This window comes from Nocardiopsis sp. TSRI0078 (assembly GCF_001905145.1).
Taxonomy (GTDB): domain Bacteria; phylum Actinomycetota; class Actinomycetes; order Streptosporangiales; family Streptosporangiaceae; genus Nocardiopsis.
In genome coordinates this window covers 196,468-221,821 of the sequence record NZ_LWLB01000003.1, presented here as the reverse complement: position 1 = coordinate 221,821, position 25,354 = coordinate 196,468, and the positions used below count along the sequence as shown (strand labels likewise).

19 protein-coding genes and 2 rRNA genes are annotated in these 25,354 nt (G+C 69.7%); 10 read left to right on the top strand and 11 right to left on the bottom strand.

The window, feature by feature from the left end:
- Nucleotides 1-45 precede the first annotated feature (45 nt).
- Nucleotides 46-3,138, bottom strand: a 23S ribosomal RNA gene (locus A6A08_RS05680).
- 319 nt (nucleotides 3,139-3,457) lie between these two features.
- A 16S ribosomal RNA gene (locus A6A08_RS05675) occupies nucleotides 3,458-4,990 on the bottom strand.
- Together the 16S and 23S rRNA genes form the textbook arrangement of a ribosomal RNA operon.
- 1,357 nt (nucleotides 4,991-6,347) lie before the next feature.
- Between A6A08_RS05675 and A6A08_RS05670 the strand changes: the two genes are divergently transcribed.
- The 3 genes from A6A08_RS05670 to A6A08_RS05660 all read left to right on the top strand — a co-directional run bounded on the left by A6A08_RS05670 (nucleotide 6,348) and on the right by A6A08_RS05660 (nucleotide 8,262).
- The gene (locus A6A08_RS05670; protein ID WP_073701452.1) at nucleotides 6,348-6,977 is read left to right on the top strand and encodes a DUF6230 family protein; all 630 of its coding nucleotides are present in this window, start codon (nucleotides 6,348-6,350) and stop codon (nucleotides 6,975-6,977) included.
- Nucleotides 6,978-7,048: 71 nt separating this feature from the next.
- Complete coding sequence (locus A6A08_RS05665) at nucleotides 7,049-7,411, top strand: DUF6114 domain-containing protein (protein ID WP_073701451.1); 363 nt, start codon at nucleotides 7,049-7,051, stop codon at nucleotides 7,409-7,411.
- A 179-nt stretch (nucleotides 7,412-7,590) separates the two neighbouring features.
- Nucleotides 7,591-8,262 (top strand): hypothetical protein, encoded by a 672-nt coding sequence (locus A6A08_RS05660; RefSeq protein ID WP_073701450.1) that lies wholly within the window; start codon nucleotides 7,591-7,593, stop codon nucleotides 8,260-8,262.
- Between the two features lie 120 nt (nucleotides 8,263-8,382).
- Here the strand turns inward: A6A08_RS05660 and A6A08_RS05655 are convergent, their stop codons facing one another.
- Nucleotides 8,383-8,631 carry a hypothetical protein gene (locus A6A08_RS05655; RefSeq protein ID WP_073701449.1) on the bottom strand — a complete coding sequence of 83 codons (249 nt, stop codon included), beginning with the start codon at nucleotides 8,629-8,631 and terminating at the stop codon, nucleotides 8,383-8,385.
- A gap of 74 nt (nucleotides 8,632-8,705) precedes the next feature.
- Nucleotides 8,706-10,316, bottom strand: a complete 1,611-nt coding sequence (locus A6A08_RS05650) for a molybdopterin-dependent oxidoreductase (protein WP_073701448.1) — start codon at nucleotides 10,314-10,316, stop codon at nucleotides 8,706-8,708.
- Nucleotides 10,317-10,506: 190 nt separating this feature from the next.
- Here A6A08_RS05650 and sigK point away from each other — a divergent pair, with 190 nt between their 5' ends.
- The 5 genes from sigK to A6A08_RS05625 all read left to right on the top strand — a co-directional run bounded on the left by sigK (nucleotide 10,507) and on the right by A6A08_RS05625 (nucleotide 14,782).
- Nucleotides 10,507-11,061 carry an ECF RNA polymerase sigma factor SigK gene (gene sigK, locus A6A08_RS05645; RefSeq protein WP_073701447.1) on the top strand — a complete coding sequence of 185 codons (555 nt, stop codon included), beginning with the start codon at nucleotides 10,507-10,509 and terminating at the stop codon, nucleotides 11,059-11,061.
- Entirely contained in the window at nucleotides 11,058-11,798 is a 741-nt protein-coding gene (locus A6A08_RS05640; RefSeq protein WP_073701446.1) for an anti-sigma factor, read from the top strand. Before sigK ends, A6A08_RS05640 begins: the two co-directional genes overlap by 4 nt.
- Before the next feature lie 189 nt (nucleotides 11,799-11,987).
- Complete coding sequence (locus A6A08_RS05635) at nucleotides 11,988-13,628, top strand: AMP-binding protein (protein WP_073701445.1); 1,641 nt, start codon at nucleotides 11,988-11,990, stop codon at nucleotides 13,626-13,628.
- A 217-nt stretch (nucleotides 13,629-13,845) separates the two neighbouring features.
- Nucleotides 13,846-14,340 carry a MarR family winged helix-turn-helix transcriptional regulator gene (locus A6A08_RS05630; protein ID WP_083608879.1) on the top strand — a complete coding sequence of 165 codons (495 nt, stop codon included), beginning with the start codon at nucleotides 13,846-13,848 and terminating at the stop codon, nucleotides 14,338-14,340.
- A 208-nt stretch (nucleotides 14,341-14,548) separates the two neighbouring features.
- Entirely contained in the window at nucleotides 14,549-14,782 is a 234-nt protein-coding gene (locus A6A08_RS05625; protein ID WP_073701444.1) for a hypothetical protein, read from the top strand.
- Here the strand turns inward: A6A08_RS05625 and A6A08_RS05620 are convergent.
- A complete protein-coding gene (locus A6A08_RS05620; RefSeq protein ID WP_083608877.1) occupies nucleotides 14,779-16,086 on the bottom strand; it encodes a PHB depolymerase family esterase in 1,308 nt (435 codons plus the stop codon). The genes A6A08_RS05625 and A6A08_RS05620 overlap by 4 nt on opposite strands.
- Before the next feature lie 237 nt (nucleotides 16,087-16,323).
- On the opposite strand from A6A08_RS05620, the gene A6A08_RS05615 reads away from it, so the two are divergent.
- On the top strand, nucleotides 16,324-17,157 hold the full coding sequence (locus tag A6A08_RS05615; protein WP_073701442.1) for a 3-hydroxybutyrate dehydrogenase: 834 nt from the start codon (nucleotides 16,324-16,326) through the stop codon (nucleotides 17,155-17,157).
- Nucleotides 17,142-19,202, top strand: a complete 2,061-nt coding sequence (locus A6A08_RS05610; protein ID WP_073701441.1) for a GAF domain-containing protein — start codon at nucleotides 17,142-17,144, stop codon at nucleotides 19,200-19,202. The genes A6A08_RS05615 and A6A08_RS05610 overlap by 16 nt, the downstream gene beginning before the upstream one ends.
- Before the next feature lie 95 nt (nucleotides 19,203-19,297).
- Here A6A08_RS05610 and A6A08_RS05605 read toward each other — a convergent pair whose 3' ends face one another.
- The 6 genes from A6A08_RS05605 to A6A08_RS05580 are packed head-to-tail and all read right to left on the bottom strand — an operon-like array spanning nucleotide 19,298 to nucleotide 25,091.
- Nucleotides 19,298-20,212 (bottom strand): alpha/beta fold hydrolase, encoded by a 915-nt coding sequence (locus A6A08_RS05605; protein ID WP_073701440.1) that lies wholly within the window; start codon nucleotides 20,210-20,212, stop codon nucleotides 19,298-19,300.
- A complete protein-coding gene (locus A6A08_RS05600; protein ID WP_143181676.1) occupies nucleotides 20,209-21,345 on the bottom strand; it encodes a branched-chain amino acid ABC transporter permease in 1,137 nt (378 codons plus the stop codon). The genes A6A08_RS05605 and A6A08_RS05600 overlap by 4 nt, the downstream gene beginning before the upstream one ends.
- Entirely contained in the window at nucleotides 21,345-22,244 is a 900-nt protein-coding gene (locus tag A6A08_RS05595; protein WP_073701438.1) for a branched-chain amino acid ABC transporter permease, read from the bottom strand. Before A6A08_RS05595 ends, A6A08_RS05600 begins: the two co-directional genes overlap by 1 nt.
- The gene (locus A6A08_RS05590) at nucleotides 22,241-23,089 is read right to left on the bottom strand and encodes an ABC transporter ATP-binding protein (protein WP_073701437.1); all 849 of its coding nucleotides are present in this window, start codon (nucleotides 23,087-23,089) and stop codon (nucleotides 22,241-22,243) included. Before A6A08_RS05590 ends, A6A08_RS05595 begins: the two co-directional genes overlap by 4 nt.
- Nucleotides 23,086-23,913, bottom strand: coding sequence for an ABC transporter ATP-binding protein (locus A6A08_RS05585; RefSeq protein WP_073701436.1), 828 nt, complete (start codon nucleotides 23,911-23,913; stop codon nucleotides 23,086-23,088). The genes A6A08_RS05590 and A6A08_RS05585 overlap by 4 nt, the downstream gene beginning before the upstream one ends.
- A gap of 2 nt (nucleotides 23,914-23,915) precedes the next feature.
- Nucleotides 23,916-25,091 carry a substrate-binding domain-containing protein gene (locus A6A08_RS05580; RefSeq protein WP_073701435.1) on the bottom strand — a complete coding sequence of 392 codons (1,176 nt, stop codon included), beginning with the start codon at nucleotides 25,089-25,091 and terminating at the stop codon, nucleotides 23,916-23,918.
- Nucleotides 25,092-25,354: the final 263 nt, after the last annotated feature.

Below are 25,354 nucleotides of genomic sequence, written 5' to 3'. Positions count from 1 at the left end.
CGAGCAAGCTCCGTGAACAATGTGCGCGAACACCCAATTATCTGCAGCGGACAAGCCCTCGGCCTATTAGTACCGGTCAGCTCCACCCCTCACAAGGCTTCCACACCCGGCCTATCAACCCCGTCGTCTACAGGGAGCCTTACCCTCTCAAAGGAGGCAGGAGACCTCATCTCGAAGCAGACTTCCCGCTTAGATGCTTTCAGCGGTTATCCCTCCCGAACGTAGCCAACCAGCCATGCCCTTGGCAGAACAACTGGCACACCAGAGGTTCGTCCGTCCCGGTCCTCTCGTACTAGGGACAGCCCTTCTCAAGTCTCCAACGCGCACAGCGGATAGGGACCGAACTGTCTCACGACGTTCTAAACCCAGCTCGCGTGCCGCTTTAATGGGCGAACAGCCCAACCCTTGGGACCAACTCCAGCCCCAGGATGCGACGAGCCGACATCGAGGTGCCAAACCATCCCGTCGATATGGACTCTTGGGGAAGATCAGCCTGTTATCCCCGGGGTACCTTTTAGCCGTTGAGCGACACCGCTTCCACACGCCGGTGCCGGATCACTAGTCCCAGCTTTCGCTCCTGCTCGACACGTCCGTCTCACAGTCAAGCTCCCTTGTGCACTTACACTCAACACCTGATTACCAACCAGGCTGAGGGAACCTTTGGGCGCCTCCGTTACTCTTTGGGAGGCAACCGCCCCAGTTAAACTACCCACCAGACACTGTCCCCGAACCGGATCACGGTCCAAAGTTAGATGCCCGAAACAGTCAGAGTGGTATTTCACCAACGCCTCCACCGCCACTAGCGTGACAGCTTCACCGGCTCCCACCTATCCTACACAAACCATCCCAAACACCAATGTCAAGCTATAGTGAAGGTCCCGGGGTCTTTCCGTCCTGCTGCGCGAAACGAGCATCTTTACTCGTAGTGCAATTTCACCGGGCCCATGGTTGAGACAGTGGGGAAGTCGTTACGCCATTCGTGCAGGTCGGAACTTACCCGACAAGGAATTTCGCTACCTTAGGATGGTTATAGTTACCACCGCCGTTTACTGGCGCTTAGATTCCCAGCTTCGCAGGAGCGAACCCCCACTAACCAGTCCTCTTAACGTTCCAGCACCGGGCAGGCGTCAGTCCGTATACAGCGTCTTACGACTTCGCACGGACCTGTGTTTTTAATAAACAGTCGCTTCCCCCCGCTATCTGCGACCCCACCCAGCTCCGGATGCAAGATCCATCACCAGACAGGGCTCCCCTTCTCCCAAAGTTACGGGGACAATTTGCCGAGTTCCTTAACCATGGTTCACCCGAACGCCTCGGTATTCTCTACCTGACCACCTGCGTCGGTTTAGGGTACTGGCCACACACGAACTCGCTAGAGGCTTTTCTCGACAGCATGGGATCACTCACTTCACCTAAAACGGCTCGGCATCACGTCTCAACCACATGATGTGCGGATTTACCAACACACCGGCCTACACGCTTACCCCCGGACAACCACCGCCGGGTAGAGCTACCCTCCTGCGTCACCCCATCACTTGCCTACTACGGGATCGGTTCCCAGACCAGTCCAGAGGCAGTTCCCGAAGGAACCATCAAGAACCAGCGTGGTTAGCATCACCCGGCTCAGCATGGACGCTCGTGCACGGGTACGGGAATATCAACCCGTTATCCATCGACTACGCCTGTCGGCCTCGCCTTAGGTCCAGACTCACCCTGGGCGGATTAACCTGCCCCAGGAACCCTTAGTCAATCGGCGGCAACGTTTCTCACGTTGCTTTCGCTACTCATGCCTGCATTCTCACTCGCACACCCTCCACCACACGATCACTCGGCAGCTTCCCCGGATGCACGACGCTCCCCTACCAACCCAGGAACAAATCCTAGGCTTCACAGCTTCGGCGGTGTGCTTCAGCCCCGCTACATTATCGGCGCAGAACCACTTGACCAGTGAGCTATTACGCACTCTTTAAAGGATGGCTGCTTCTAAGCCAACCTCCTGGTTGTCTCAGCAACTCCACAACCTTTCCCACTTAGCACACGCTTAGGGGCCTTAGCTGATGATCTGGGCTGTTTCCCTCTCGACTACGAAGCTTATCCCCCGCAGTCTCACTGCCGCGCTTCACTTCACCGGCATTCGGAGTTTGTCTGACGTCAGTAACCTTGTCGGGCCCATCAGCCAAACAGTAGCTCTACCTCCAGCAAGAAACACGCGACGCTGCACCTAAATGCATTTCGGGGAGAACCAGCTATCACGGAGTTTGATTGGCCTTTCACCCCTACCCACACCTCATCCCCCAGGTTTTCAACCCTGGTGGGTTCGGGCCTCCACGAGGTCTTACCCCCGCTTCACCCTGGACATGGGTAGATCACTCCGCTTCGGGTCCACAGCATGCGACTCCAACGCCCTCTTCAGACTCGGTTTCCCTACGGCTACCCCACCCGGGTTAACCTCGCCACACACCATGACTCGCAGGCTCATTCTTCAAAAGGCACGCCATCACCAGCCACAAGGACCAGCTCTGACGGCTTGACAGCACACGGTTTCAGGTACTATTTCACGACCCCTCACCGGGGCACTTTTCACCTTTCCCTCACGGTACTAGTGCACTATCGGTCATCAGGACGTATTTTGGCTTAGCAGGTGGTCCTGCCAGATTCACACGGACTTTCACGGGCTCCGCGCTACTCGGGAACACACCAACACCTAGACGGTCACTTCATCTACGGGACTCTCACCCACTCCGGTTCCGCTTCCCAACGGATTCAACTATGACCGACATCAGCGCTCCAGGCCGGCAGACCTGGACAGGTGCACCCCACAACCCCGCACACGCAACGACTGCCGTCTCTCACACGCCTGCGGTTTAGCCTCTTCCCCGTTCGCTCACCACTACTAGGAGAATCACTGTTGTTTACTCTTCCTACGGGTACTGAGATGTTTCACTTCCCCGCGTCACCACCAACTGCCCTATACATTCAGACAGCGGCAACCCGACACAACTCGGGCTAGGTTTCCCCATTCGGACACCCACGGATCACAGCTCGGTTGACAGCTCCCCGTGGCCTATCGCGGCCTCCCACGTCCTTCATCGGCGCCTGATGCCAAGGCATCCACCGTGTGCCACTATCACTTGGCCACTACAGATAACAAGATGCTCGCGCACACTATTCACAAATCAAAACACCAACCGCACACTCCGACACCACTCACACCACCAGGATCCTCGTCCTGACGACACCTGAGAGTTCTCAGAGGCGGTCCGCGGGAACCAACCACGACGGTTGCTTCCTCAGACACCCAACAGCGCGCCCCCGGATGCTTCTAGTCACCCGAGGTCAAGTTCGATCTGTCTTCAAGCCACTCCCGGTGCGGACAGTCCGAAGACCGACCACCCGGGTCCACTTTCGAGTCCGACCAGCACATAGAGTGAACGCTGGCCTGCAAAAGACTCCTTAGAAAGGAGGTGATCCAGCCGCACCTTCCGGTACGGCTACCTTGTTACGACTTCGTCCCAATCGCCAGCCCCACCTTCACTCACTCCCTCCCCGAAGGGTTAGGCCGCAAGTTTCGGGTGTTGCCGACTTTCATGACGTGACGGGCGGTGTGTACAAGGCCCGGGAACGTATTCACCGCGGCGTTGCTGATCCGCGATTACTAGCGACTCCACCTTCATGGGGTCGAGTTGCAGACCCCAATCCGAACTGAGACCGGCTTTTAGGGATTCGCTCCACCTTGCGGTATCGCACGCCCATTGTACCGGCCATTGTAGCATGTTTGCAGCCCAAGACATAAGGGGCATGATGACTTGACGTCATCCCCACCTTCCTCCGAGTTGACCCCGGCAGTCTCCCATGAGTCCCCACCATCACGTGCTGGCAACATGGAATAAGGGTTGCGCTCGTTGCGGGACTTAACCCAACATCTCACGACACGAGCTGACGACAGCCATGCACCACCTGTCACCCGCCAACTAAATGACCCCACATCTCTGCAGGTCCACGGGTGATGTCAAACCTTGGTAAGGTTCTTCGCGTTGCGTCGAATTAAGCAACATGCTCCGCCGCTTGTGCGGGCCCCCGTCAATTCCTTTGAGTTTTAGCCTTGCGGCCGTACTCCCCAGGCGGGGCGCTTAATGCGTTAGCTACGGCGCGGAAACCGTGGAAAGTCCCCACACCTAGCGCCCAACGTTTACGGCATGGACTACCAGGGTATCTAATCCTGTTCGCTCCCCATGCTTTCGCTCCTCAGCGTCAGGTAAGGCCCAGAGACCCGCCTTCGCCACCGGTGTTCCTCCTGATATCTGCGCATTTCACCGCTACACCAGGAATTCCAGTCTCCCCTACCTACCTCTAGCATGCCCGTATCCACTGCAGAACCGGAGTTAAGCCCCGGTCTTTCACAGCAGACGCGACACGCCGCCTACGAGCTCTTTACGCCCAATAATTCCGGACAACGCTCGGACCCTACGTATTACCGCGGCTGCTGGCACGTAGTTAGCCGGTCCTTATTCCCCACCTACCGTCAACCCCCAGAGAACTGGGAGCCTGCGTTGGTGGTAAAAGAGGTTTACAACCCGAAGGCCGTCATCCCCCACGCGGCGTCGCTGCGTCAGGCTTTCGCCCATTGCGCAATATTCCCCACTGCTGCCTCCCGCAGGAGTCTGGGCCGTGTCTCAGTCCCAGTGTGGCCGGTCGCCCTCTCAGGCCGGCTACCCGTAATCGCCTTGGTAGGCCGTTACCCCACCAACAAGCTGATAGGCCGCGAGCCCATCCCCAACCGAGAAAACTTTCCACCCACCACCATGAGATGGCGGGTCGTATCCGGTATTAGACGGCGTTTCCACCGCTTATCCCGGAGTCAGGGGCAGGTTGCTCACGTGTTACTCACCCGTTCGCCGCTCGTGTACCCCGAAGGGCCTTACCGCTCGACTTGCATGTGTTAAGCACGCCGCCAGCGTTCGTCCTGAGCCAGGATCAAACTCTCCATAAAGGTCACTCAACCCGACCCGGCGATCCTCGCGGACCGTCCCTGGGCGGGTAAACCTAGAAGTAATCCTGACCAACCGGGTCACCCCGGCTAATCAAAGGAACCCTCCACACCGAAGTGTGGCGGGGCCAAAACAAACATGGCTTAAAGAAAATCAAACACGCGCTGTTGAGTTCTCAAGAAACAACCGCTCTTCCCGTACAAGCCCGGAACCGAGAGTTCCTGTCGCTTTTCCGTGGAAGGCGCTGTATGCGTTTCCGCTTTGTTGTGTCTTCACTTTATCAGGTGTTCCGTTTCCCGCCAAACCGGCGGTTTTCGGTGTTCCTGGTCGGGGTGAAGCCCGGTGTGCTTCCGCGTTTTCCTTGGAAGCGCCCTCCGAGCTTACCGGCTCGAGAACACTGCTCGAACCAGTCAGTCAGAGAAGGGAGTGAACCGGCCCGTCCGCGGGGATCCGCGTCCGTCTCGCTCGGTACTTCCCCAACTCTACCCCTGCGCCGGAGTGCTNTGACCAACCGGGTCACCCCGGCTAATCAAAGGAACCCTCCACACCGAAGTGTGGCGGGGCCAAAACAAACATGGCTTAAAGAAAATCAAACACGCGCTGTTGAGTTCTCAAGAAACAACCGCTCTTCCCGTACAAGCCCGGAACCGAGAGTTCCTGTCGCTTTTCCGTGGAAGGCGCTGTATGCGTTTCCGCTTTGTTGTGTCTTCACTTTATCAGGTGTTCCGTTTCCCGCCAAACCGGCGGTTTTCGGTGTTCCTGGTCGGGGTGAAGCCCGGTGTGCTTCCGCGTTTTCCTTGGAAGCGCCCTCCGAGCTTACCGGCTCGAGAACACTGCTCGAACCAGCTCGACTCGGGAGAGAAGGATGGTGCCGCCGGACCGGTCCGGTTCCGAGTCGGCCCGAGGGCCGCTCGCCGTCCCGTGGCGACTCGGTGAACACTACCCCCGCCCGGAACACCGAGCAAACCGAAACGCCTGTGTCGCCACTCACACCTTGGCCCCTCGCGCGGGGTCGGCGGCCACCGGGCACGCCCCCACGTGACTCACCCCGTTGAGGAGGATGCCCTGGCCGGGCACTCACTGGAATGACAAAGAACGGAACGGCGACGTGAAATAGGAACAGCGTTTTCGCAGCCCAGGACACCCGTGGCATCGAAACAAGGCGTTTACCAGGGAACATGGAGAAAGGCGGGTAAACACCCTTGAAATCCTTCCGGGGGCGATACATGATGTGCAGCGTTACTGGAACGGATTCTGGTCCGGTGGCACCCCGGCCGGGGGCGACCACGACCAGGCCGCGTGCCGGATGTTCGGGGGACGGCGGGCGCAGCGCGGCCATGCACCCACGGAAGGACCTGCATGGACACCACATCCCCCGACGCCACCGCGGCTTCTGGGAGCCACACCAGCTGGAAGCGCTTCGCGCTCTTCTCCATCCCGGCGAGCGTCGCCGTGGGCGGCATCCTGGTCGCCATGGCCCAGGGCGCGCTCGCGGCCTCCTTCACCGTCTCCGGCCAGGACTTCAAGATCTCCGCCGACCATCTGGACGGTGAGGGGTTCGTCCAGTACGGCTGGCTGGACCAGACGGTCCGTGAGGAGGCCGTGCCCGTGGCCGTCGCCGGTATCAGGCACGCGGAGATCGAGGGCCTGTGCCAGTCGGTCCTCACCGAGTTCCCCCTCATCGGCAAGATCTCGCTCCAGCTGACCGCCGGTGACCAGGGCGCCCCCGTCATCGCGGAGAACCTGGTCATCGACATGTCCCAGATGGACGGCAACGCCGAGTTCGAGAACATCGAGATCGGCCGCGACGCGGGCACGCTCGACCAGGGGCCCGAAGGAGCCCAGGGATTCAACGACCTGTTCGGCATGCAGTCCGACACCATCGTCGTGGAGGACCTGGAGCAGACCGCCAGAGCGGCCAGCGCCGGGACCTTCCGCCTCTCGGGGCTGAGCCTGGGCCTCAGCCTCGGGGAGGACGAGTGCTTCTGAGGTCGTTGCGGAGCCTGTGGGAGGCCTGGCACCGATGGTGCAAGCGCCGCCCCTTCGCGGGAGGGCTCCTGATGATCCTCTCCGGCGTCGTCATGACGTCGTTCGTCGCGATGCCGGTGGAACTGATGATCCAGACCGGTGTCGGCGGGGTCTCCTCGCTGATGTTCGGCGGCATGCTCGCCGTCCTCGGGCTGGTCACCTGGTTCACTCCGAACCAGCACGTCATCACCGGTTCGCTGGCCGGATTCCTCGGCCTGGGCGCACTCATCCTCTCCAACCTGGGCGGCCTGGTGATCGGCACGCTGCTGGCACTGGTCGGCGGCGGGCTGGCCTTCTCCTGGCGCCCCGTGGCCCGGCCGCCGCGCGGGAGGCGACGGCGCCCACGCGAACAGGCACGGCGGGACACGGAGGACGTCCCCCGTTCCGGGGAGTGATCCCCGACCGTCCGAGCCGTGCCTCCCCGATCACCGGGGGCACGCGGGAGTACCCGGGCCCGCGTGTTCCCGGTCGTCCACCAGGAAAACCACGTCTACCGAGTCGGCGCGTACCTTCCGTATCCCGTCCGGTCGGCGCCTTCCGTGCGCCCACCGGCCGTTACACACAAGGAGTACTCATGTCGGTTCCGCGACCGATGGCCCCCGCTCGCGTCCTCCTCGCCGCCACGGCGGCCGGTGCCCTGGCACTGGCCTGGGGCGGCAGTGCCGCCGCCCAGCAGGGTTCGACCACCGTGGCGCCCGCCGGCGCGGCCTTCGAGGCCTCGCTCAGCGGCAGCGCCACCTTCACCGCAGGCAGCGTCGTGGTGACCTGCCAGGTCTCGTCCACCTCTCCGGGCGACGGCAACAACGTCGTGCCCGAGGCGCCCGACAACCACAACCCCGCAGGTGCGGTCTCCTCCACGATCAACGCCCCGGACTTCACGGACTGCTCGACCAACGTGCCTTTCGTGAACGCGTCGGTCGCCGTGAACGACCCGGTGTGGGAGATGACCATGCAGCACGGCTCGCCGTCCGTCGGCACGATGGTGATCCCCGCGGGGGGCATCGTGGTGACCACCAGCGGCCTGTCCTCGTGCACCGCGACGGTCAGCCCGGACGGTCCGGTCGGCATCGGCGGCACGTGGACCAACGGTGACCCGGCCTCGACGCTGGCCTTCGACACCGCGGCCCCGGTCGAGGTGACGGGCGGGTTCGGCTGCCCGACCAGCGCGACCGAGGCGCCCTTCCAGGCGACCTACGAGGTGACCAACGCCGATGACCCGGCCTCACCGATCACCGTGACCGGCTAGGGACGGTCCCCTCCGGGCCGCGGGGCCGCGTGTGAGACCGTCCCCGCGGCCCGGACACGGTCGCCGTGTGGGAGGGGCCGCCGCGCGGCGGCCCCTCCGTGGGCCGGGTCCCGCCCTCTTCTACATGTCGTCGTCACCCATGTCGTCGCCCTGCATGTCCTCGTCCATGGACTCCTCGTCCATCGACTCCTCCGACATGTCGCCGCCCTCCATGTCCTCGCTCATCGACTCCTCGGACATCTCCTCGCTCTCCACGGTGTCGCCCCCGGCGGCGCCGTCGTCGCACGCGGCCAGGCCGAAGGCCGCGACGAGGCTGAGGGCCCCGCTCGCGAGGAGGCGGCCGAGCTGGTTCGAGGCGATCGTGCGCATGGTGTTCTCGTCTCCTTGTCATCGCTGTCGCGACGGGTTGGCCGGGCCCCGTACGGGCCCGGGGTCTGTCGGGGTCAGGCCACGTTCACGGTGACGGTGTGGTGGCCGGTCGCCCCGTCCGGAGCGGGCGGCGCCTGCTCGGAGGTCTGGGTGTGTCCGTCGCGGTCGGTCGCGCGGACGGCGATCCGGTGCTCTCCGGACCCGGCGTCCCAGTCGAGGGCCCACTGCCGCCAGGTGTCGGCGGTGTCCTCCTCCGCGAGTCCCGCGCCGGTCCACGGTCCGCCGTCGACGCTCACCTCCACCCGGTCGACGCCGGTGTTCTGGGCCCAGGCCACTCCGGCGACGGTGATCCGGCCCCGGTCGAGGTCCGCGCCGTCGCGGGGGGTGTCGATGCGCGACTGGGTCTTGACCGGACCGCGCGCGGACCAGCCCCGGGGCACCCAGTAGGCGTCGAAGGCCCCGAACGTGGTCAGCTCGATCTCGGTGATCCACTTGCAGGCGGACACGTATCCGTACAGGCCCGGGACGACCATGCGGACGGGGAATCCGTGGTCGTAGGGCAGCGGCCGCCCGTTCATGCCGACCGCGAGCATGGCCTCCCTTCCGTCCATGACGTCGGTGACGGGCGTGCCGATGGTCATGCCGTCCTGGGAGCGCGAGACGAGCTGGTCGGCCGGTCCTCCGTCGGCGGGGGAGCGGACGCCGCTATCGGCGAGGAGGGAGGCCAGCGGCACGCCGATCCAGCGTGCGTTGCCGACGTAGGAACCGCCGACCGGGTTGGACACGCAGGCCAGGGTGATGTCGCGTTCCCTGAGGTCGGGGTGCTCCAGCAGTGCGGCGTAGGTGAGGACCCGCTCCCGTGCGACCCCCAGGCCGTGGACGCGCAGGGACCACGTGGAGGCGTCGACGCGCGGTACCGACAGTGCGGTGTCGATCCGGTAGAAGTCGGCGTTGGGGGTGAAGAAGGGCGCGAGCCCGTCCAGCTCCAGGTCGGCGCCGTCGGGCACCGGCGGGGCCGGGTCGCCCGGGCGCGGGAGTACCGCGTTGCCGGGGGTGAGGCCGGTCGCGGGCCCCGAGGCGGTCAGGAGCCGGGCGCCGATCCCCGTTCCCGCGGACGCCGCGGCGGCGGCCCCGGCCAGCAGGGCGAACCGGCGCCGGTCGAATCCGGTGGGCGTGCCCTCCCTTCCGCCGGGGGAGGGTTCCGGTGAGGAGCCGACACTGTCCACAGCCTGTGGACGGTCGGCCGCGGCTCCGAGCAGCCAGAGGAGGACCCCGGTACAGACGGCGGCACCCGCCAGGGTGGGTAGCGCGTCGAGCGGTCCGCTGCCGGGGCGGGTGAGCACCGACGCCAGTCCCACGGCGGTGAAGGCGGCGATTCCGGCCGGGCCGAAGGCCCTCCGGCGTCCGGCGGCCGCTCCGACCAGGGCCGCGGTCAGGGCCAGGAGCACCGCGGTCCCGATGAGCAGGGCGGGTTTGTCCGCCGTCCCGAAGGTGTCGACGGCGAACTGCTTCACGGGCGGCGGCGCGAGGTCGACGACCGCGTCCCCCACGGCCAGCAGCGGTGTGCTGGTGGGGCGTGACAGCGCCACGGCGGCGGCCTCGGCCACGGCCAGCGCGGACGCGGTGGCGACGAGCCCGGCGACGGCGGCCGGTCCCCGGCGGGTGCTGCGGGTGGTGTCGGACATGCCCCCGGTTCGGTGCGGAGCCGGGCGGGGCGACGGCCGAAACGGTAACGAGTGGGTAAAGTCCGCCAGGCCGGGGTCACCGGCCCGGCGACGGCGCCGAATGCCTGTGCAGGCAGGGAAGAGGTGGTGGCCGACGAAGCGGACAGCCGAGTGGGAACACGGGGAGGCCGATCCTCCCGGCGGCGAGGACATGCTGGAGGACCCCCTGGCGCGGCTCCTCCAGCAGGCCGCCATCGGTGACCTGGCCGCGTTCGAGGGGGTCTACCGGCGGCTGTCCGGTCCGGCGTTCGGCATCGCCCGCCGGGTCACGCTGAACGAGGCGCAGGCCGAGGAGGTCTGCCAGGAGGTGTTCTTGGAGGTCTGGCGGACCTGTGCCCGCTACGACCGGTCGCGGGGGAGCGTCTCGGCGTGGATCCTGACCATCGCGCACCGGCGGGCCGTGGACCGGGTGCGCTCGGAGCAGGCGGCGTCGACCCGGCTCGCCGCCGCCGGGCGCCTGGAGTCCGAGGCGACCCCGCGGGACTCGGTCCCCGACCAGGTCGAGCACCGCCTGGAGCGGGAGAAGGTGCGCCGGTGCCTGCGCAGGCTCACCCGGACCCAGCGCGAGGCGGTTCGGCTCACGTACTACACGGGGTACACGCAGCGGCAGGCGGCCGACCTGCTGGAGGTCCCGCTGACCACGGTCAAGGGACGGCTGCGTGACGGTCTGATCAGGCTGCGCGACTGCCTGGGGGTGGGCGTATGAGCGAGGCGGGTGTGCACGGGCTGACCGCGGGTTACGCGGTCGACGCCCTGGACCCGGAGGAGGCGGAGGCCGCCGAGCGGCACCTCGCGGAGTGTGAGGACTGCCGGCGCGACCTGGCGGACTTCAGGGAGACGGCGGTGCGCCTGGCCGGGGCCGAGGTGCGGGAGCCGCGGCCCGAGGTGTGGGAGGCGGTCCGCGGGGCCGCCCTGCGGACCCGCCAGCTGCCGCCGCTGACCGGCGCGCCGGAGCCGGGCGCCCACCCGCGTGCCGGGGTGGTGCGCCTGCCGGTCCGGTCCCGGTGGCTGCCGTGGACGGTGGCAGCGGCGTGTGCGCTGGTCGCGGTGGTGCTCGCGGGATCCCTGGTGTCGGTGAGCCAGCGGATGGACGCCGAGGCCCGGCACGCGGCGGAGATGGAGAAGCTGCTCGCCGCACCCGACACGAACATGGTGGAGGCCCCGCTCGGAGACGCACGGGCGACGGTCTTCGCCTCCTACGAGATGGACGCGGCGATGCTGGTGGTGGAGGGCCTGCCCTCGGCGCCGCGGGGGATGGCCTACCAGATGTGGTGGGCGGACGAGGGCGACGTGCGTCCGGCGGGGAGGCTCGAGCCCTCGGCGGACGGTCGGCACTCGGGGATGGCCGAGGACATGGGGCGCCCGGAGCAGCTGCGCGTGTCGCTGGAGCCGGCGGAGGGTGCGTCGGAGCCGAGCGGAGAGGCGATGTCGATCGACATGTGACCCGGTGCCGGTCCGGCTCGCGGTTTCGTACCGGAGTGACAACCACGCGCGGGTGGGGACTCACTCCGGAACGGAGAAACGGCGCGGGTTCCTCGCTTACGGTCGCAGTACTTCCGGGGAGTCACGAGGCGAAGGCTCTCCGGGAAGGCGCGGAACGCTTCGCCCGTCCCGTCCGCTTACGGAGACACCATGGCGCCCAACGCCGAAGGACCGTCCGCGATCCCACGACTGCTCCAGGCCCTCAGGACGGCGGGGGTCCTGGTCCGCGCCGGTGTGCTCGGCCCCGGGCGCCCCGACAGGATCGTCCGCCAGCTCCGCGCCCTGCGCACGTGGGGTGCCACGATCGCCGGCGGTTACGCCGCCGCGAACGAGCGTGTGCCCGACGCCGTGTCGGTCGTCGACGAGCGGGGGTCCGTGACCTTCCGCGAGATGAACCTGCGCGGCCGCGCGCTGGCCCGGGACCTGCACCGCGCGGGGGTGGGACCGGGCGCGCGGGTGGGCGTGCTGTGCCGCAACCACAGCGGTTTCGTGCAGGCGATGGTGGCCTGCGGCCGCATAGGCGCGGACACCGTGCTGCTGAACACCGGGCTGTCGGCGGCCCAGTTGTCCGCCGCGGCGACGGGCAACGGGGTGTCGGTGGTCATCGCGGACGCCGAGTTCGAGGGCCTGTGCTCGGAGCTGCCGCCGGAGATGGCCCGGGTGACGGCCTGGGGCGAGCCGTCGGTCGAGGGGCCCCGGATCCCGTGGCGGGCGGAGGAGGGCGCGGAGGGCGATCCTCCGCCGCCGGAGCAGCCGGGCCGGTTGGTCGTGCTGACGTCGGGGACGACGGGCGCGCCCAAGGGGGCGCGGCGGCCGACCCCGAGGGGGCCCCAGGACGCGGCCTCGGTGCTGTCCCGCATCCCCCTGCGCTCCTCGGACCGCATCCTGGTCTCGGCGCCGATCTTCCACACGTGGGGGCTGGCGGGTGTGCAGCTGGGCATGTCGATGCGGGCGACATTGGTGATGCGGCGGCTGTTCGACCCCGAGGACGTGCTGCGGACGGTGCAGGAGGAGCGGTGCACGGCGCTGTTCGCGGTGCCGGTGATGCTGCGGCGGATCATGGACCTGCCCCGGTCGACGCGCGAGCGGTACGACACCTCGTCGCTGCGGGTCGTGGCGTGCAGCGGTTCGGCGATGAGCCCGAAGCTGATCACGGAGTTCATGGACGAGTTCGGGGACGTGCTCTACAACCTGTACGGGTCGACCGAGGTGTCGTGGGCGACGATCGCCACGCCCGAGGACATGCGCAGGTCCCCCACCACGGCCGGCCGGCCGCCCCTGGGAACGCGGATCGCGGTCCTGGACGACAGCGGCGCGGAGGTCCCGCCGGGGACCGAGGGGTCGATCCACGTCGGCAACGACATGCTCTTCGACGGCTACACGAACGGGCGGAGCAGGAGGGTCGCGGGCGGGTTGATGGAGACCGGCGACCGGGGCCGCGTGGACGCGGACGGGCTGCTGCACGTGGCGGGCCGGGACGACGACATGATCGTCTCGGGCGGGGAGAACGTGTTCCCCCGGCCTGTGGAGGAGGCGATCGTGACGCTTCCGGAGGTGCGCGAGGTCGTGGTGGCGGGTGTGCCCGACGAGGAGTTCGGGCAGCGGTTCGCGGCCTTCGTGGTGCCCCGCGAGGGCGAGGCCGTGGACCCGGACAGGGTGCGGGCGCACGTGCGCGACGTGCTCGGCCGGTTCTCGGTTCCGCGCGACGTGGTGGTGCTGGACGGGTTGCCGCGCAACGCCACGGGCAAGGTGGTCAAGCACCTGCTGCCGTACCGGGCGCCGCGCCAGTAGGTCCGAGTGGATTCCGGCGGACCGGAATCTGTACGGAGAGACGACTCCCTTCCCCCGTCTTCCGGTGCGTGTGGGCCGGGGGAGGGGTCGGAGCTGGCACCGACGTCTTTTCCGACCTGCGCGAACACTCTGCGCCATCCTTACCGGAACCCCGTACCCATCTTCTTTGTGCGCAAGGTAATTGCGGGCTTTGAATATCGGGCATGAGGTAACTAACATGGTGTCGATGCCCGACCGATCCCCCGCCCCCGCGGGCGACTTCCCTCTTCCCGCCGTCGACGAGCAGATGTGCTTCGCGCTCTACGCCGCGTCGCGTGCGGTCGTCAACCTCTACAGGCCCCTGCTGGAACCCCTGGGGCTGACCTATCCCCAGTACCTGGTGATGATGCTCCTCTGGGAGCGCGGTGAGTGCTGGGTGAAGGACTTCGGGTCCGTGCTCCAGTTGGACTACGGCACCCTCACCCCGCTGCTCAAGCGCCTGGAGACCCGGGGGCTGCTGCACCGGGGCCGCGACCCGCGGGACGAGCGCTCAGTGCGCGTCGTCCTCACCGATGAGGGCAGGCGGTTGAGGGCGAGCGCCGAGGGCATTCCGGAGGCGATCGGCAGGGTCATCGACCTTCCCGAGGAGGAGTTCGAGGCCACGAGGCTGGCGTTGCGCCGCCTGACCGCGAACGTACTCGCGGGCGAGGCCCGTCTGCCCGGGACCAGCTGAGGCGGACGGGCTCCGTCACCGCTCCCGCCGTCGGGGGACGGCGGCGGACCCGGTGACGGGTGGGGACGGACGCCACGGGGGTCGTGTCCGTCCCCGGAAAGGGCGGGCCGCGGTCGCGGCCCGCCCGCGGTCGTCTCGGCCCCGGGGCCGCCGGTGCCCGTGTCCCCGTTCCCCTGAGGGCCGGCCCGGGCGGGGCTAGGGTGAGCACATGTCGATCTGGGCGTCAGACAACCGCAGTGGCCAAGTCCGCGAGGCCCTGACCATGCTCCTGTCCCAGGGAGTGATAGACGACTTCCGGATCCGGCCGGACGAGGAGTTCCCCTTCCGGGTGACCGTACCGGCCGGCGTGGTCCCGATGACCGAGCACCAGGCCGCGCACTTCGCGCTCGGTGCGGCCGTGGGCCACTTCGGGCGCCTGGCGCGCGGCGGGGACGGGCTCTAGCACCCTGCGGAGGTGTGCTCCCAGTAGCCCGGCGAGGTCTCGGTCACCGACGTGGTGACGAAGACGTTCCACAGGCCGAGCGGGTCGTCGGAGCCGACGGCGTAGGTCTGCCCGAGGCGCTGGACCGCCCGGCCCTGCGACACGTGGCCGTAGTTGTCGTCGGTCACGCACACGCCGGATTCGGGCTCCTCCGTGGGCGGGTCCGTGGGCTCCTCGGTCGGCGGGTCCGTGGGACCGGTCCCGGGGCCCTCGCCCCCGTTCCCGATGCCCCAGAAGTCGACCGTGTACCCGGTCGAGCAGACGGCGGCGAGGAAGTAGGCGCCCGCCGTGCCGCAGTCCTCCGACGGGTCGACGGGGGTGCCGTGGCCCATGCCGGAGACCGTGTAGTGGGCGACGGACGCGCTGTCGGCGTCACCGCCGTAATAGGCGGCGGTGGTGGACCCGGGCAGCCGCTCGGTGGCGTCGGGACCGCCGGACAGCCCGTGCACGTTGGTCCACTGGCTCACACCGGCCTCGCCGTTGGCGGGGGCCACCGTGGTGTCGGAGGTGCCGTGCCAGACGGCGACGCGCGGCCAGGGGCCGCTCCGACCGGGGTTCTTGGCGCGCACGGCGTCGCCCCACTGCTGCGCGCTCCTCGTCTTTCCGGGGTTCATGCAGCTGAAGGCGTCGATCATGCTGCTCGCACAGCCCACGGGGACCCCCGCGACGATGCCGCCCCCGGCGAACAGGTCGGGGTAGGCGGCGAGGAGCTCTCCGGCCATGGCGCCTCCGGCGGAGAGCCCGGAGACGTACACCCGGTCGGCGTCCAGTCCGTGGGAGGACACGGCGTGCCCGACCATGGAGCGGACCGAGCGCGCCTCACCGGAGTCGCGTGCGGTGTCGCCGCGCTCGAACCAGTTGAAGCAGCTGCTGGCGTTGTTGGCGGACTTCTGCTCGGGGTAGACGAGGGCGAAGCCGTGCTCGTCGGCGTGCTCCGCCCATCCGGAGTGGCCGTGGTAGGCGGCGGCGTCCTGAGCGCAGCCGTGCAGCAGCACGACCAGGGGCGCGCCGGCGGGCAGACCGTCGGGCACGTAGGAGTACATCGACAGGTTGCCGGGGTTGGTGCCGAACGAGGAGACCGGGGTGAGTGTGGCCGCCGAGGCGCGTGGGGCCAGGGCGATCAGCAGGGCGGCGACCGTGACGGCGACGGCGGCCAGGGCCGCGGTGAGGGAGAGGGCGGTCCGCCGCCGGCCGGGGGACACCGCGCCGTGGGCACCGGGCGGGGGCGGTGGCGGATGGTGGACAGAGGTCGCTGTGAGGGCCATGGGGGGTACCTCCGAGGGGATCTCCGAACGGTGAGCGGGGGGTCGGTGCACCGTGGCTGGGAGCCTAGCCCCGCTGTGACGTGGACGACATGTCCGAGAGACCCCGGTCACGGCGCCGCCGCCAGTGGGAAGCCCACAGTCCGGACGAAACCCATGGGTGCTGACCACATGTCTGCGGCGCGGGGTGTGTCCACCACCCCTATCCCCCGGCGGGAGAGGCACGCCTAGTTTGCTGCCATGACGACGCACGAGTTCCTGTCGGGCACGGCGCGGCAGGCCACCCAGTCCCCCGCCCCCGAGACCACGGGGGGCGCCCACACCACCCGGGTCGACCTCACGGGAAGGACCGCCCTGGTGACCGGGGCGGCCAGCGGCATCGGCAGGGCCTGCGCCCTGCGCCTGGCGGACGCCGGGGCCGGCGTCCGGCTGGTCGACGTCGACGGGGAGGCCCTGGAGGCGCTGGCCGACCGGGGCGTCGGCGAGGCGGTGCGGCTGGACCTGACCGACCTGGACGCGGCCGAGGAGGCCGCCCGGGGCGCGGACATCGTGGTCAACAACGCGGGCGTCCAGACGGTCGCACCCGTCCAGGACTTCCCTCCGGAGCGTTTCTCCCTCATCCTTCGTCTCATGGTCGAGTCGCCGTTCCGCGTGGTGCGCGGCGCCCTGCCCCACATGTACGAACAGGGGTGGGGCCGCGTCGTCAACATCTCCTCGGTGCACGGGTTGCGCGCCTCGGCCTACAAGTCGGCCTACGTGACCGCCAAGCACGGCCTGGAGGGATTCTCGAAGGTGGTCGCCCTGGAGGGCGCCGCACACGGGGTGACCTCCAACTGTGTGAACCCCGGCTACGTGCGTACCCCGCTGGTGGAGAAGCAGATCGCCGCCCAGGCGGAGGCGCACGGCATCCCGGAGGAGCGCGTGGTCTCGGAGGTCCTGTTGGCCAGGACCCCGCTCAAGCGGCTGATCGAACCCTCCGAGGTCGCCGAGCTGGTCGCCTACCTGTGCGGTGAGGACGCGTCGTTCGTCAACGGCGCCTCCCTGCCCGTGGACGGAGCATGGAGCGCGAGCTGAACACCACCACTTCCGGCACCCCCGACCCCGACGCCCCCGGTGCCGTCGTCCCGGGCGCCGTCTCGCCAGGACCCGAGGATCCGGGCGGTGGGGGCCCCGCGGGCTCCGAAGGGCAGGCGTTCTTCCTGGACCTGCTGCTGCGCGACGCCCCGGCCGTGGAGTACGAACGGCCGGTGCTGCGCGCGCGGGCGCGCGGTGAGGACCCGGAGGTGGTGGCCGCCCTGGAGGCCGCCAAGCTGACGGCACTGCGGGTGCGGTCGGTGATGCGCGACCGGCAGCGCCGCGAGTCGGAGCTGAGCGCGCTGTTCGAGACGGCCAACGACCTGGCGGGGATGCGCAGCCTGGACCAGGTGCTGCAGGCGATCGTGGAGCGGGCCCGCAACCTCCTGGGCACCGACATCGCGTACCTGACGCTGAGCGATCCGGAGGCGGGCGGCACCTACATGCGGGTGACGTCGGGGTCGGTCTCGGCGTCGTTCCAGCGGCTGCGGCTGGCCCCGGGCCGGGGGCTGGGCGGGCTGGTGGCCACCACGGCGCTGCCCTACGTGACGGCCAACTACTTCGCCGACCCGAGGTTCGTGCACGCGGACAACATCGACCACGCGGTGCGCGAGGAGGGCCTGGTGGCCATCCTGGGCGTCCCGCTGAAGATGAACGGGCGCGACGTGGGTGTGCTGTTCGCGGCGAACCGGCGCGAGCGCCCCTTCGCGCACTCGGAGGTCGCCCTGCTGTCGTCTCTGGCCGCGCACGCGGCCATCGCCATCGACAGCGCGAACCTGATCGACGACACGCGGCGCGCCCTGGACGAGCTGCACACCGTCAACGAGCGGCTGCAGCGGCACACGGCGTCGGTGGAGCGCTCGGCGGCGGCGCACGACCGGCTGACCGACCTGGTGCTGCGCGGCGGCGGGGTGCGCGAGGTGGCGGCCGCGGTGGCCGAGGTGCTGGGCGGCACGGTGCTGATCCACGACGCGACCTCGGACGAGTCGGTGACCGCCGGCCCGCAGGGTGCGGTGGAGGAGTCCGCCCGGGGAGGCACGCCGTGGGACTCCGGTGACGGCGGCCTGGCCGATGCGGTGCGCTCGTCGCTGGCCAGCGGCCGTGCCGTGCGGGCGGGCCGGGCATGGGTGGCGTCGGCGGCGGCCGGGACCGAGCCCCTGGGAACGCTGGTGCTGCGCGGGGTGGAGCTGGACTCCACCGACCAGCGGGTGCTGGAGCGGGCCGCGATGGTGACGGCGCTCTTGCTGCTCATCCGGCGCTCGGTGAGCGAGACGGAACTCCGGGTGCGCGGTGACCTCCTGGACGAGCTGCTGGAGGTGCCCGCGCGCGATCCGGTATCACTGCGGCAGCGGGCGTCGCTGCTGCGCGCGGACCTGGACGGCCCGCACGTGCTGGTGGTCGCGGAGGCGCCGGGCGCGGACCCGGGAAGGCTGCGCTCGGCGGCGACCCACGTCGCCGAGACCACCGGGGGACTGGCCGGGAGCCGGTCGGGACGCCTGGTGCTGGCGCTGCCCGGGACGGGCCCGTCCGCGGTGGGGCGCCGGGTGGCCGACGAGCTGTCGGCCGCGGCGAACGGCCCGGTGACGGCGGGGCTGGCCGGCCCGACGGACGGCCCGGCGTCGTTCCGGGACGCGTTCGCCGAGGCGTCCCGGTGCCTGCAGACCCTGCGGGCCCTGGGACGGGAGGGAGGCGTGGCCACCACCGAGGACCTCGGGTTCTCGGGGCTGCTGCTGAGCCAGGACCGGGACGTGCCGGGGTTCGTGTCGGCGACCCTGGGTCCGCTGCTGGAGTACGACGCCAGGAGGGGCACGCTCCTGGTGGAGACGCTGCGGGCCTACTTCGCGGCGGGGGGCAACCTGTCGCGCGCCAAGGAGGAGCTGCACATCCACGTGAACACGGTGGCGCAGCGCCTGGAGCGGATCGGCCAGCTCATCGGGGCGGACTGGCAGCGCCCCGGCCGGGCGCTGGAGCTGCAGCTCGCCCTGCACCTGCACGGGCTCCTGGACAGGGGCGTGGACCTGTCGGGCGACCAGGACGCCGGCTGACCGGCCGCCCCGGCCGACCGGTGGGGAGGGTGGCCGGGGCGTGACGCGCACCGTCCCGCCCCGGCACCGGTACGCGGGGGAGCCGGACGGCCCCGTCAGCGTTCGCCCCGGCCGTCGGCCGTCTCCCGGATGAGGCCGGTGACGTGCTCGGCGACCAGTGCGGCGGTCGGGGAGAACAGAGGACTGTAGTGGTTGTCGTCGGGGAGTTCGACGGTGGCCAGGTCCTCGGGGAGCCCGGCCAGCCGCTCGCGCGTGTACAGCCCCGGGCTCTCGTCCATGAGGCCGCGCGCCGCCCACAGCAGGCGGGCGGGACAGGGCAGCCGGTGGACGGCGCCGAGCGCGTCGGGGTCGGCGAGGACCTGTTCCCCGTCCGTGCGCACGGCCTCCTCGTCGCAGGACGAGCACATGGCGGGCGGCTCACCCGCGAGGTCGCGCAGGACGTAGTGGTCCACCCAGGTGTTCCAGCGCCCCTCGAAGGCGGGGTGGCGCCTCCAGAAGTCCCGGTAGTGGTCGGGCCCGTCGAAGGTCATGCGCAGGCGGGCCATGGCGGGGCCGAGCACGGCGTCGATGTCGGTCCCGGGCGGCGCGGGCAGTCCGTGCCCGCCGTCGACCAGCAGCAGTCCGGACACCCGGTCGGGGTGGCGGACGGCGGCCAGGCAGGCGACGAACGCGCCCATGGAGTGGCCGACCAGGACGGTGCGGTCGATCCCGTGGCCGTCGAGCACGGCGGCCGCGTCGTCGGCGTGGGCGGCCAGGCCGTGCGGTCCGGCCAGGTGGCCGCTGCGTCCGCGTCCGCGCAGGTCCGGCGCGATCAGCGGCGGACCGCCGAGCCCGGACAGCTCGGCGGCGAGGCGGGCGAAGGAGTGGCCGTTGGCGGTGATGCCGTGGACGGCCAGGACCGGGGTGCCGGGCCCCCCGCCCCAGCGGGTGACGGCCAGGGCGTCCCCGGCCTTCCCGGGGACGGGGACGGTGTACTCGTCCCCGTCGGTCCAGACGGCGGTGTCGGTCATTCCCGTGCGTCCTTCCTGTCGCGTAGGGCCGAGCGGAGGCGCCCGGGGAGGGCGACGAGTCCGCCGGGGAAGAAGAACACCATCAGCACGAACAGCGTGCCGAGGATGAACAGGGGCTGGGACAGCGGTGCGGCGATCCACGCGGGCAGCGCCGTGAAGGACTCGGATCCGCCCAGCTGGAGGAGCCGGTGGTCGGCGTAGGTGTACAGGGCGGCGCCCAGGAGCGGACCCCAGCGGGTGCCCGCACCGCCCAGGGCCACCATGACCAGCAGGGTGAGGGTGAACTCGGCGGTGGTGATGGTGGGGGTGACGCCGCCGATGACCAGCAGGTAGACGACGCCGCCCAGGGAGGCCAGGCCGCCGCCGACGGTGAAGGCCGTGAGCTTGTAGGGATAGGGGTTGACGCCGAGGACGGCGACGCGCTGCTCGTTGGCGCGGATGCCCCGCCAGACGCGGCCGACCGGGGAGGCGGTCAGCCACCAGACGACGCCGACGGAGAACGCCGCGTAGGCGACGGCCACCCAGTACAGGTTGACGGTGTCGACCACGCCCACGAACGCGTCCGGGACCATGGCGGTGTTGAGGGACAGGCCCTCCTCACCGCCGGTCAGGCGGCCCGGGTCGCGGGAGATGAGGATGGATCCGGCCTGGGCGAAGGCGAGGGTGACCATGGCCAGGGCTATGCCGTTGACGCGCAGTGAGACGGCTCCGAGGAGCAGGGACAGCAGGGTTCCGCCGACGACGGCGACCAGCGCCGACCACAGGAGCGGGAGTTCGGCCACCCGCATGAGCAGCGCGGCGGTGTAGGCGCCGCAGGCGAAGTAGAGGGAGTGCCCGAAGGAGAGCAGGCCCACCCGGCCGTAGAGCAGGTCGTAGCTGGTGGCCAGCCCGCCGAGGACCAGGCAGAACGCGATCAGGTGCAGGGTGGACGGACTGTTGAGGGCACCCTCGAACAGCCCGGGGACGTGCAGGGTGGAGAAGGGCAGGGACAGCGCCACCGCGAGGACGGCGACCGGGACCGCCCACGAGGGCGGGCGCCGGCGTCGGCGGACACCGCCCGCGGCCGGCGGCGCGGTGCCGCCGCCGGGGGTGTCGGTGCCGGGGGCCTGGGCGGCCACGTCGGTGTCGGTCATCATGCCACCCTCTCCGCGGACTTCCTCGCGGTCAGTCCGCCCTGCCTGGTGAGCAGTACGAGGGCCAGGACGATGACCACGGCGATGTCGCCGAGTCCGGCGACGGTGTAGTAGTTGGCGAACTGCTGGATGAGGCCGACCGTGACGGAGGCGATCGCGCAGCCGGTGAGCGAGGTGGTCCCGCCGATCACCACGACGATGAACGCGAAGATCAGCAGGGACAGCCCCTGGGTCGGGGTCACCACGCCGAAGTACAGGCCGCCCAGGGCCCCGGCCAGGGCCGCGGCGGCGCCGCCGATGGCGAACACCAGCGTGAAGGACCTGCGCACGTCGATCCCGAGGGCGGTGACCATGGCGCGGTCCTGCACACCCGCTCGGACGATGAGCCCGTAGCGGGTACGCGAGTTGAACAGCCACAGGGCCGCGAACACGGCGACGGCGGCCAGGATGAGCAGGAAGCGGTCCCGGGGGATGTGCACGCCGAGGACGGAGGCGGCGCCGCTCACCAGTTCGGGCTTGGGGAAGGTGAGCGGGTCGGCGCCCCAGACCGCCTGGATGAGCGCGGGGACGGCCAGGCTCAGGCCGACCGTGGCGAGGATCTGCTCGCGGTGCCTGCCGTAGAGCGGGCGGATGACGCAGAGCTCGACCAGGGTGGCGGCCAGGGTGCCCGCGGCCACGCCGAAGGCGACGGCGAGCAGGAAGCCGAACCCGGCGGGGCCGGCTCCGGGCAGGTACTCGGCGGCCCACCAGGTGCCGTAGGCGCCGATGGCCAGGAAGGCGCCGTGCGCGAAGTTGAGCACGTCCATCAGGCCGAAGATCAGCGAGAGCCCGGAGGCGATGAGGAAGTAGAGGGCGCCCAGGCCGAGTCCGGTGATGACGAGGAGGACGACGGTGCTCACGCGGTCCGCCTCCCTTCGGTCTCGGCGCCGGGGGTGGGGAGGGCGGCGGTGCCGGGAGCGACGGTCTCCTCGGCGGGGCCCCGGGCGTCGGCCGTGCCCTCGGCTCCGGGGGCGCCCGGGGCGCGGGGGGTGCCGGCCGTGCGGGCCACGCCGAGGAGTGCGCGGACGCGGTCGGCGTCGTCGAGCAGTTCCAGGGCGGGCCCGGTGTGGACCACGCGGCCCGCGTCGAGCACCACGGCCCGGTCGGCGACCCGGCGGACCAGGGACAGGTTCTGCTCCACGAGAAGGACCGGCACCTGCCGCGCGGCGCGGGCGACGGCGTCGGCGACCTCGCGGACGATGCGGGGGGCCAGGCCCTTGGTGGGCTCGTCCACGATGAGGAGCTTGTTGTCGTTGAGCAGGGCCCGGCCGATGGCGAGCATCTGCTGCTGGCCGCCGGACAGGGTGCCCGCGGGCTGGTCGGCCCGCCTGCCGATCTCCGGGAACAGCTCGTGGACGAGGTCGTAGCGGTGCTCGCCGGGGCGCCGCTCGGCGAGGCGCAGGTTCTCGGCGACGGTGAGGGCGGAGAAGATCCCCCGGTCCTCGGGCACGTAGCCGATGCCTCCGGCGACGATGGCGTGGGTGGGGCGGGCGGTGATGTCCGTGCCGTCGAAGACCACCCGTCCGGTGCGCGGCACCAGCCCGAGCAGGGCCTTGACGGTGGTGGTCTTGCCGACGCCGTTGCGGCCCAGGAGAGCGGTGACGCCCCGGTCGGGCATGGAGAAGGACACCCCCTGGAGGATGTGCGAGCCCTCGATCCACACCTGCAGGTCGGCCGCGTCCAGCAGCGGCCTCCCGGCGCTCACGCCCCGTCCCCGAGGTAGGCGGCCTGCACCTCGGGGTCGGCCATGGCCGAGTCCGGGTCGGTGAAGGCCAGCAGTGCGCCGTGGTGCATCACGGCCAGGCGGTCGGCCATGTCGAGGAGCACCTCCATGTGGTGTTCGACCATGAGGACGGTGCAGCCCTGTTCGCGGTGCACGTCCCGGATGACGGTGGTGAGCTCGCCGATCTCCCCGGCGCTGACCCCGGCCATGGGCTCGTCCAGGAGGATCAGGCGGGGGCGGCGGGCCAGGAGGAGGGCGAGTTCGAGTTTGCGCTTGTCGCCGTGGGACAGGTCGCCGGCGAGGGCGTCCGTCCGGTGGGCGAGGCGGACCAGGTCCAGGGCCTCGGTGGCCTCGGCGCCGCCGTCGGGGGTGGCGCGGCGCCAGAAGCGGCGGGACTCGCCGGTGCGGGCCTGGACGGCCAGGCCGACGTTGGCGCCCACGGTGAGGTCGCCGAAGACGCTGGAGGTCTGGAAGGTGCGGCCCATGCCGAGCCGGGCGCGGCGGTGGGGCGCGTACCGGGTGACGTCGGTCCCGGCGAGGCCGATGCTGCCGCCGGTGGGACGGGTCAGGCCGGAGACCAGGTTGAACAGGGAGGTCTTGCCCGCACCGTTGGGGCCGATGAGGGCGACGAACTCGCCCTCCTCCACGCGCATGGTGACGCCGTCGACGATGACGGCGCCGCCGACCGACCAGCTCAGGTCCTCCAGGGCCAGGACCGGGACGGCGCCGGGGGCCTCCGCGCCGGACGGGCCGGAGGTGTCGGGCGCTTCCGCGGCCCCGGTGGTGTCCGTGGTTTCGGGGGCCATGCCTACTCCGCGACCGCGGGCTCGACGTCCGCGGCGGGGATCTCCGCGACCAGCTCGGGGTGGGCGTCCTCGCCCTCGCCGACCAGTTCGACCTGGTACATGGGCTGGATGAGGGCGTGGTCCTCGGCGCGGATGGTGAGCTCGCCCTTGACGCCGTCGAAGGTCCAGCCCTCCAGCGCGTCGATGCGGTCCTGGACGCCGTCCCCCGCCGCGGCGGCGTGCACGATCATCTGGGCGGCGGTGAAGCCGTCGGGGGTGAAGAGGTCGACGGTGCCGCCCCCGGCCTCCACGGACTCCTTCATGGCCTGGGCGGCCTCGGTGCCGGAGGCGCCGTCGAAGTAGTGGGAGAGGAAGGAGATGCTTCCGCCCGCCTCCCCGAAGACCGGGTAGGACGGCTTGATGTCCAGGCCGGTGACGACCTCGGTGGAGTCGAGGATGCCCTGCTGGTCCAGGGCCTGCCACATGGCGGAGGCGGTCTCGCCCGCCCACGCGACGAAGACCAGGTCGGGCTCGGCCTGGCTGACCTGCTCGGCGAAGGGGGTGAGGTCGGTGGTGTCCGGCGGGGCCAGGACGCTGTCGACGCCGGCGCCCTCCGCTTCGAGGACCTCGGTGACGGCGGCGACGTTGTCCTGGCCGAAGGCGTTCTGCTGGGCGAACACCAGGACCTCCGCTCCCTCGGGGTCGTCCATGAAGGTGCCCGCGGTGAGGATGTCCTGGTAGGTCTGGCGGCCGGAGCGGAAGGTGTGGTCGTTGATCCCGCTGATGGCGTCGGTGGCCGCGGGGCCGGAGACGAAGAGGATGTCGTTCTGCTCGGCGAGCGGGGCGACCTGGACGGCGATGCCGGAGGCGGTGGACCCGGCGATGATGTCGTGGCCGGTGCCGATGAGCTCGCGGGCGGCGGAGATCGCCTTGGTCGGGTCTCCGGCGTCGTCCATGTACTCGACCTCGACGGGGCGGCCGTCGATCTCCAGGGTGCCGTCGGTGGCGTGGTCGAGGCCGGCCTCGAAGCCCTGCTTGTACTGTTCGCCGTAGCTGGCGAGGGGGCCGGTGGCGGAGTAGACGATGCCGACCCTGATGGGCGCGTCCTCGCCTCCCCCGGCGGCCTCGCCGGGGCTTCCGCAGGCGGTCACGGCGAGGACGACCGCGCAGGAGGCGGCGGTCAGGGGGGTCTTGCGCATTTCTCTCCTCCAGTCGGCACCCGTCTGTCCGACACAACCGCCCGAGCTGGGGGATGGGGTGCCAACCCGAAGGTAGAACCGGGGTGACCCGTTTCACATGTAGCGAGCACATACATTCGGTCCCGAATCGATGTACGGGGAGCCCACACGTGCTGCCGGGTCGGGGCCGGGGGTGCCCGACGGCGGGGTGACGCGCGCACCGGCCGCTTCGCCCCCGGCCCGGGTCGCCGGACCCGCGTCCCGTCGTAGTGCCCGCGCCCCTG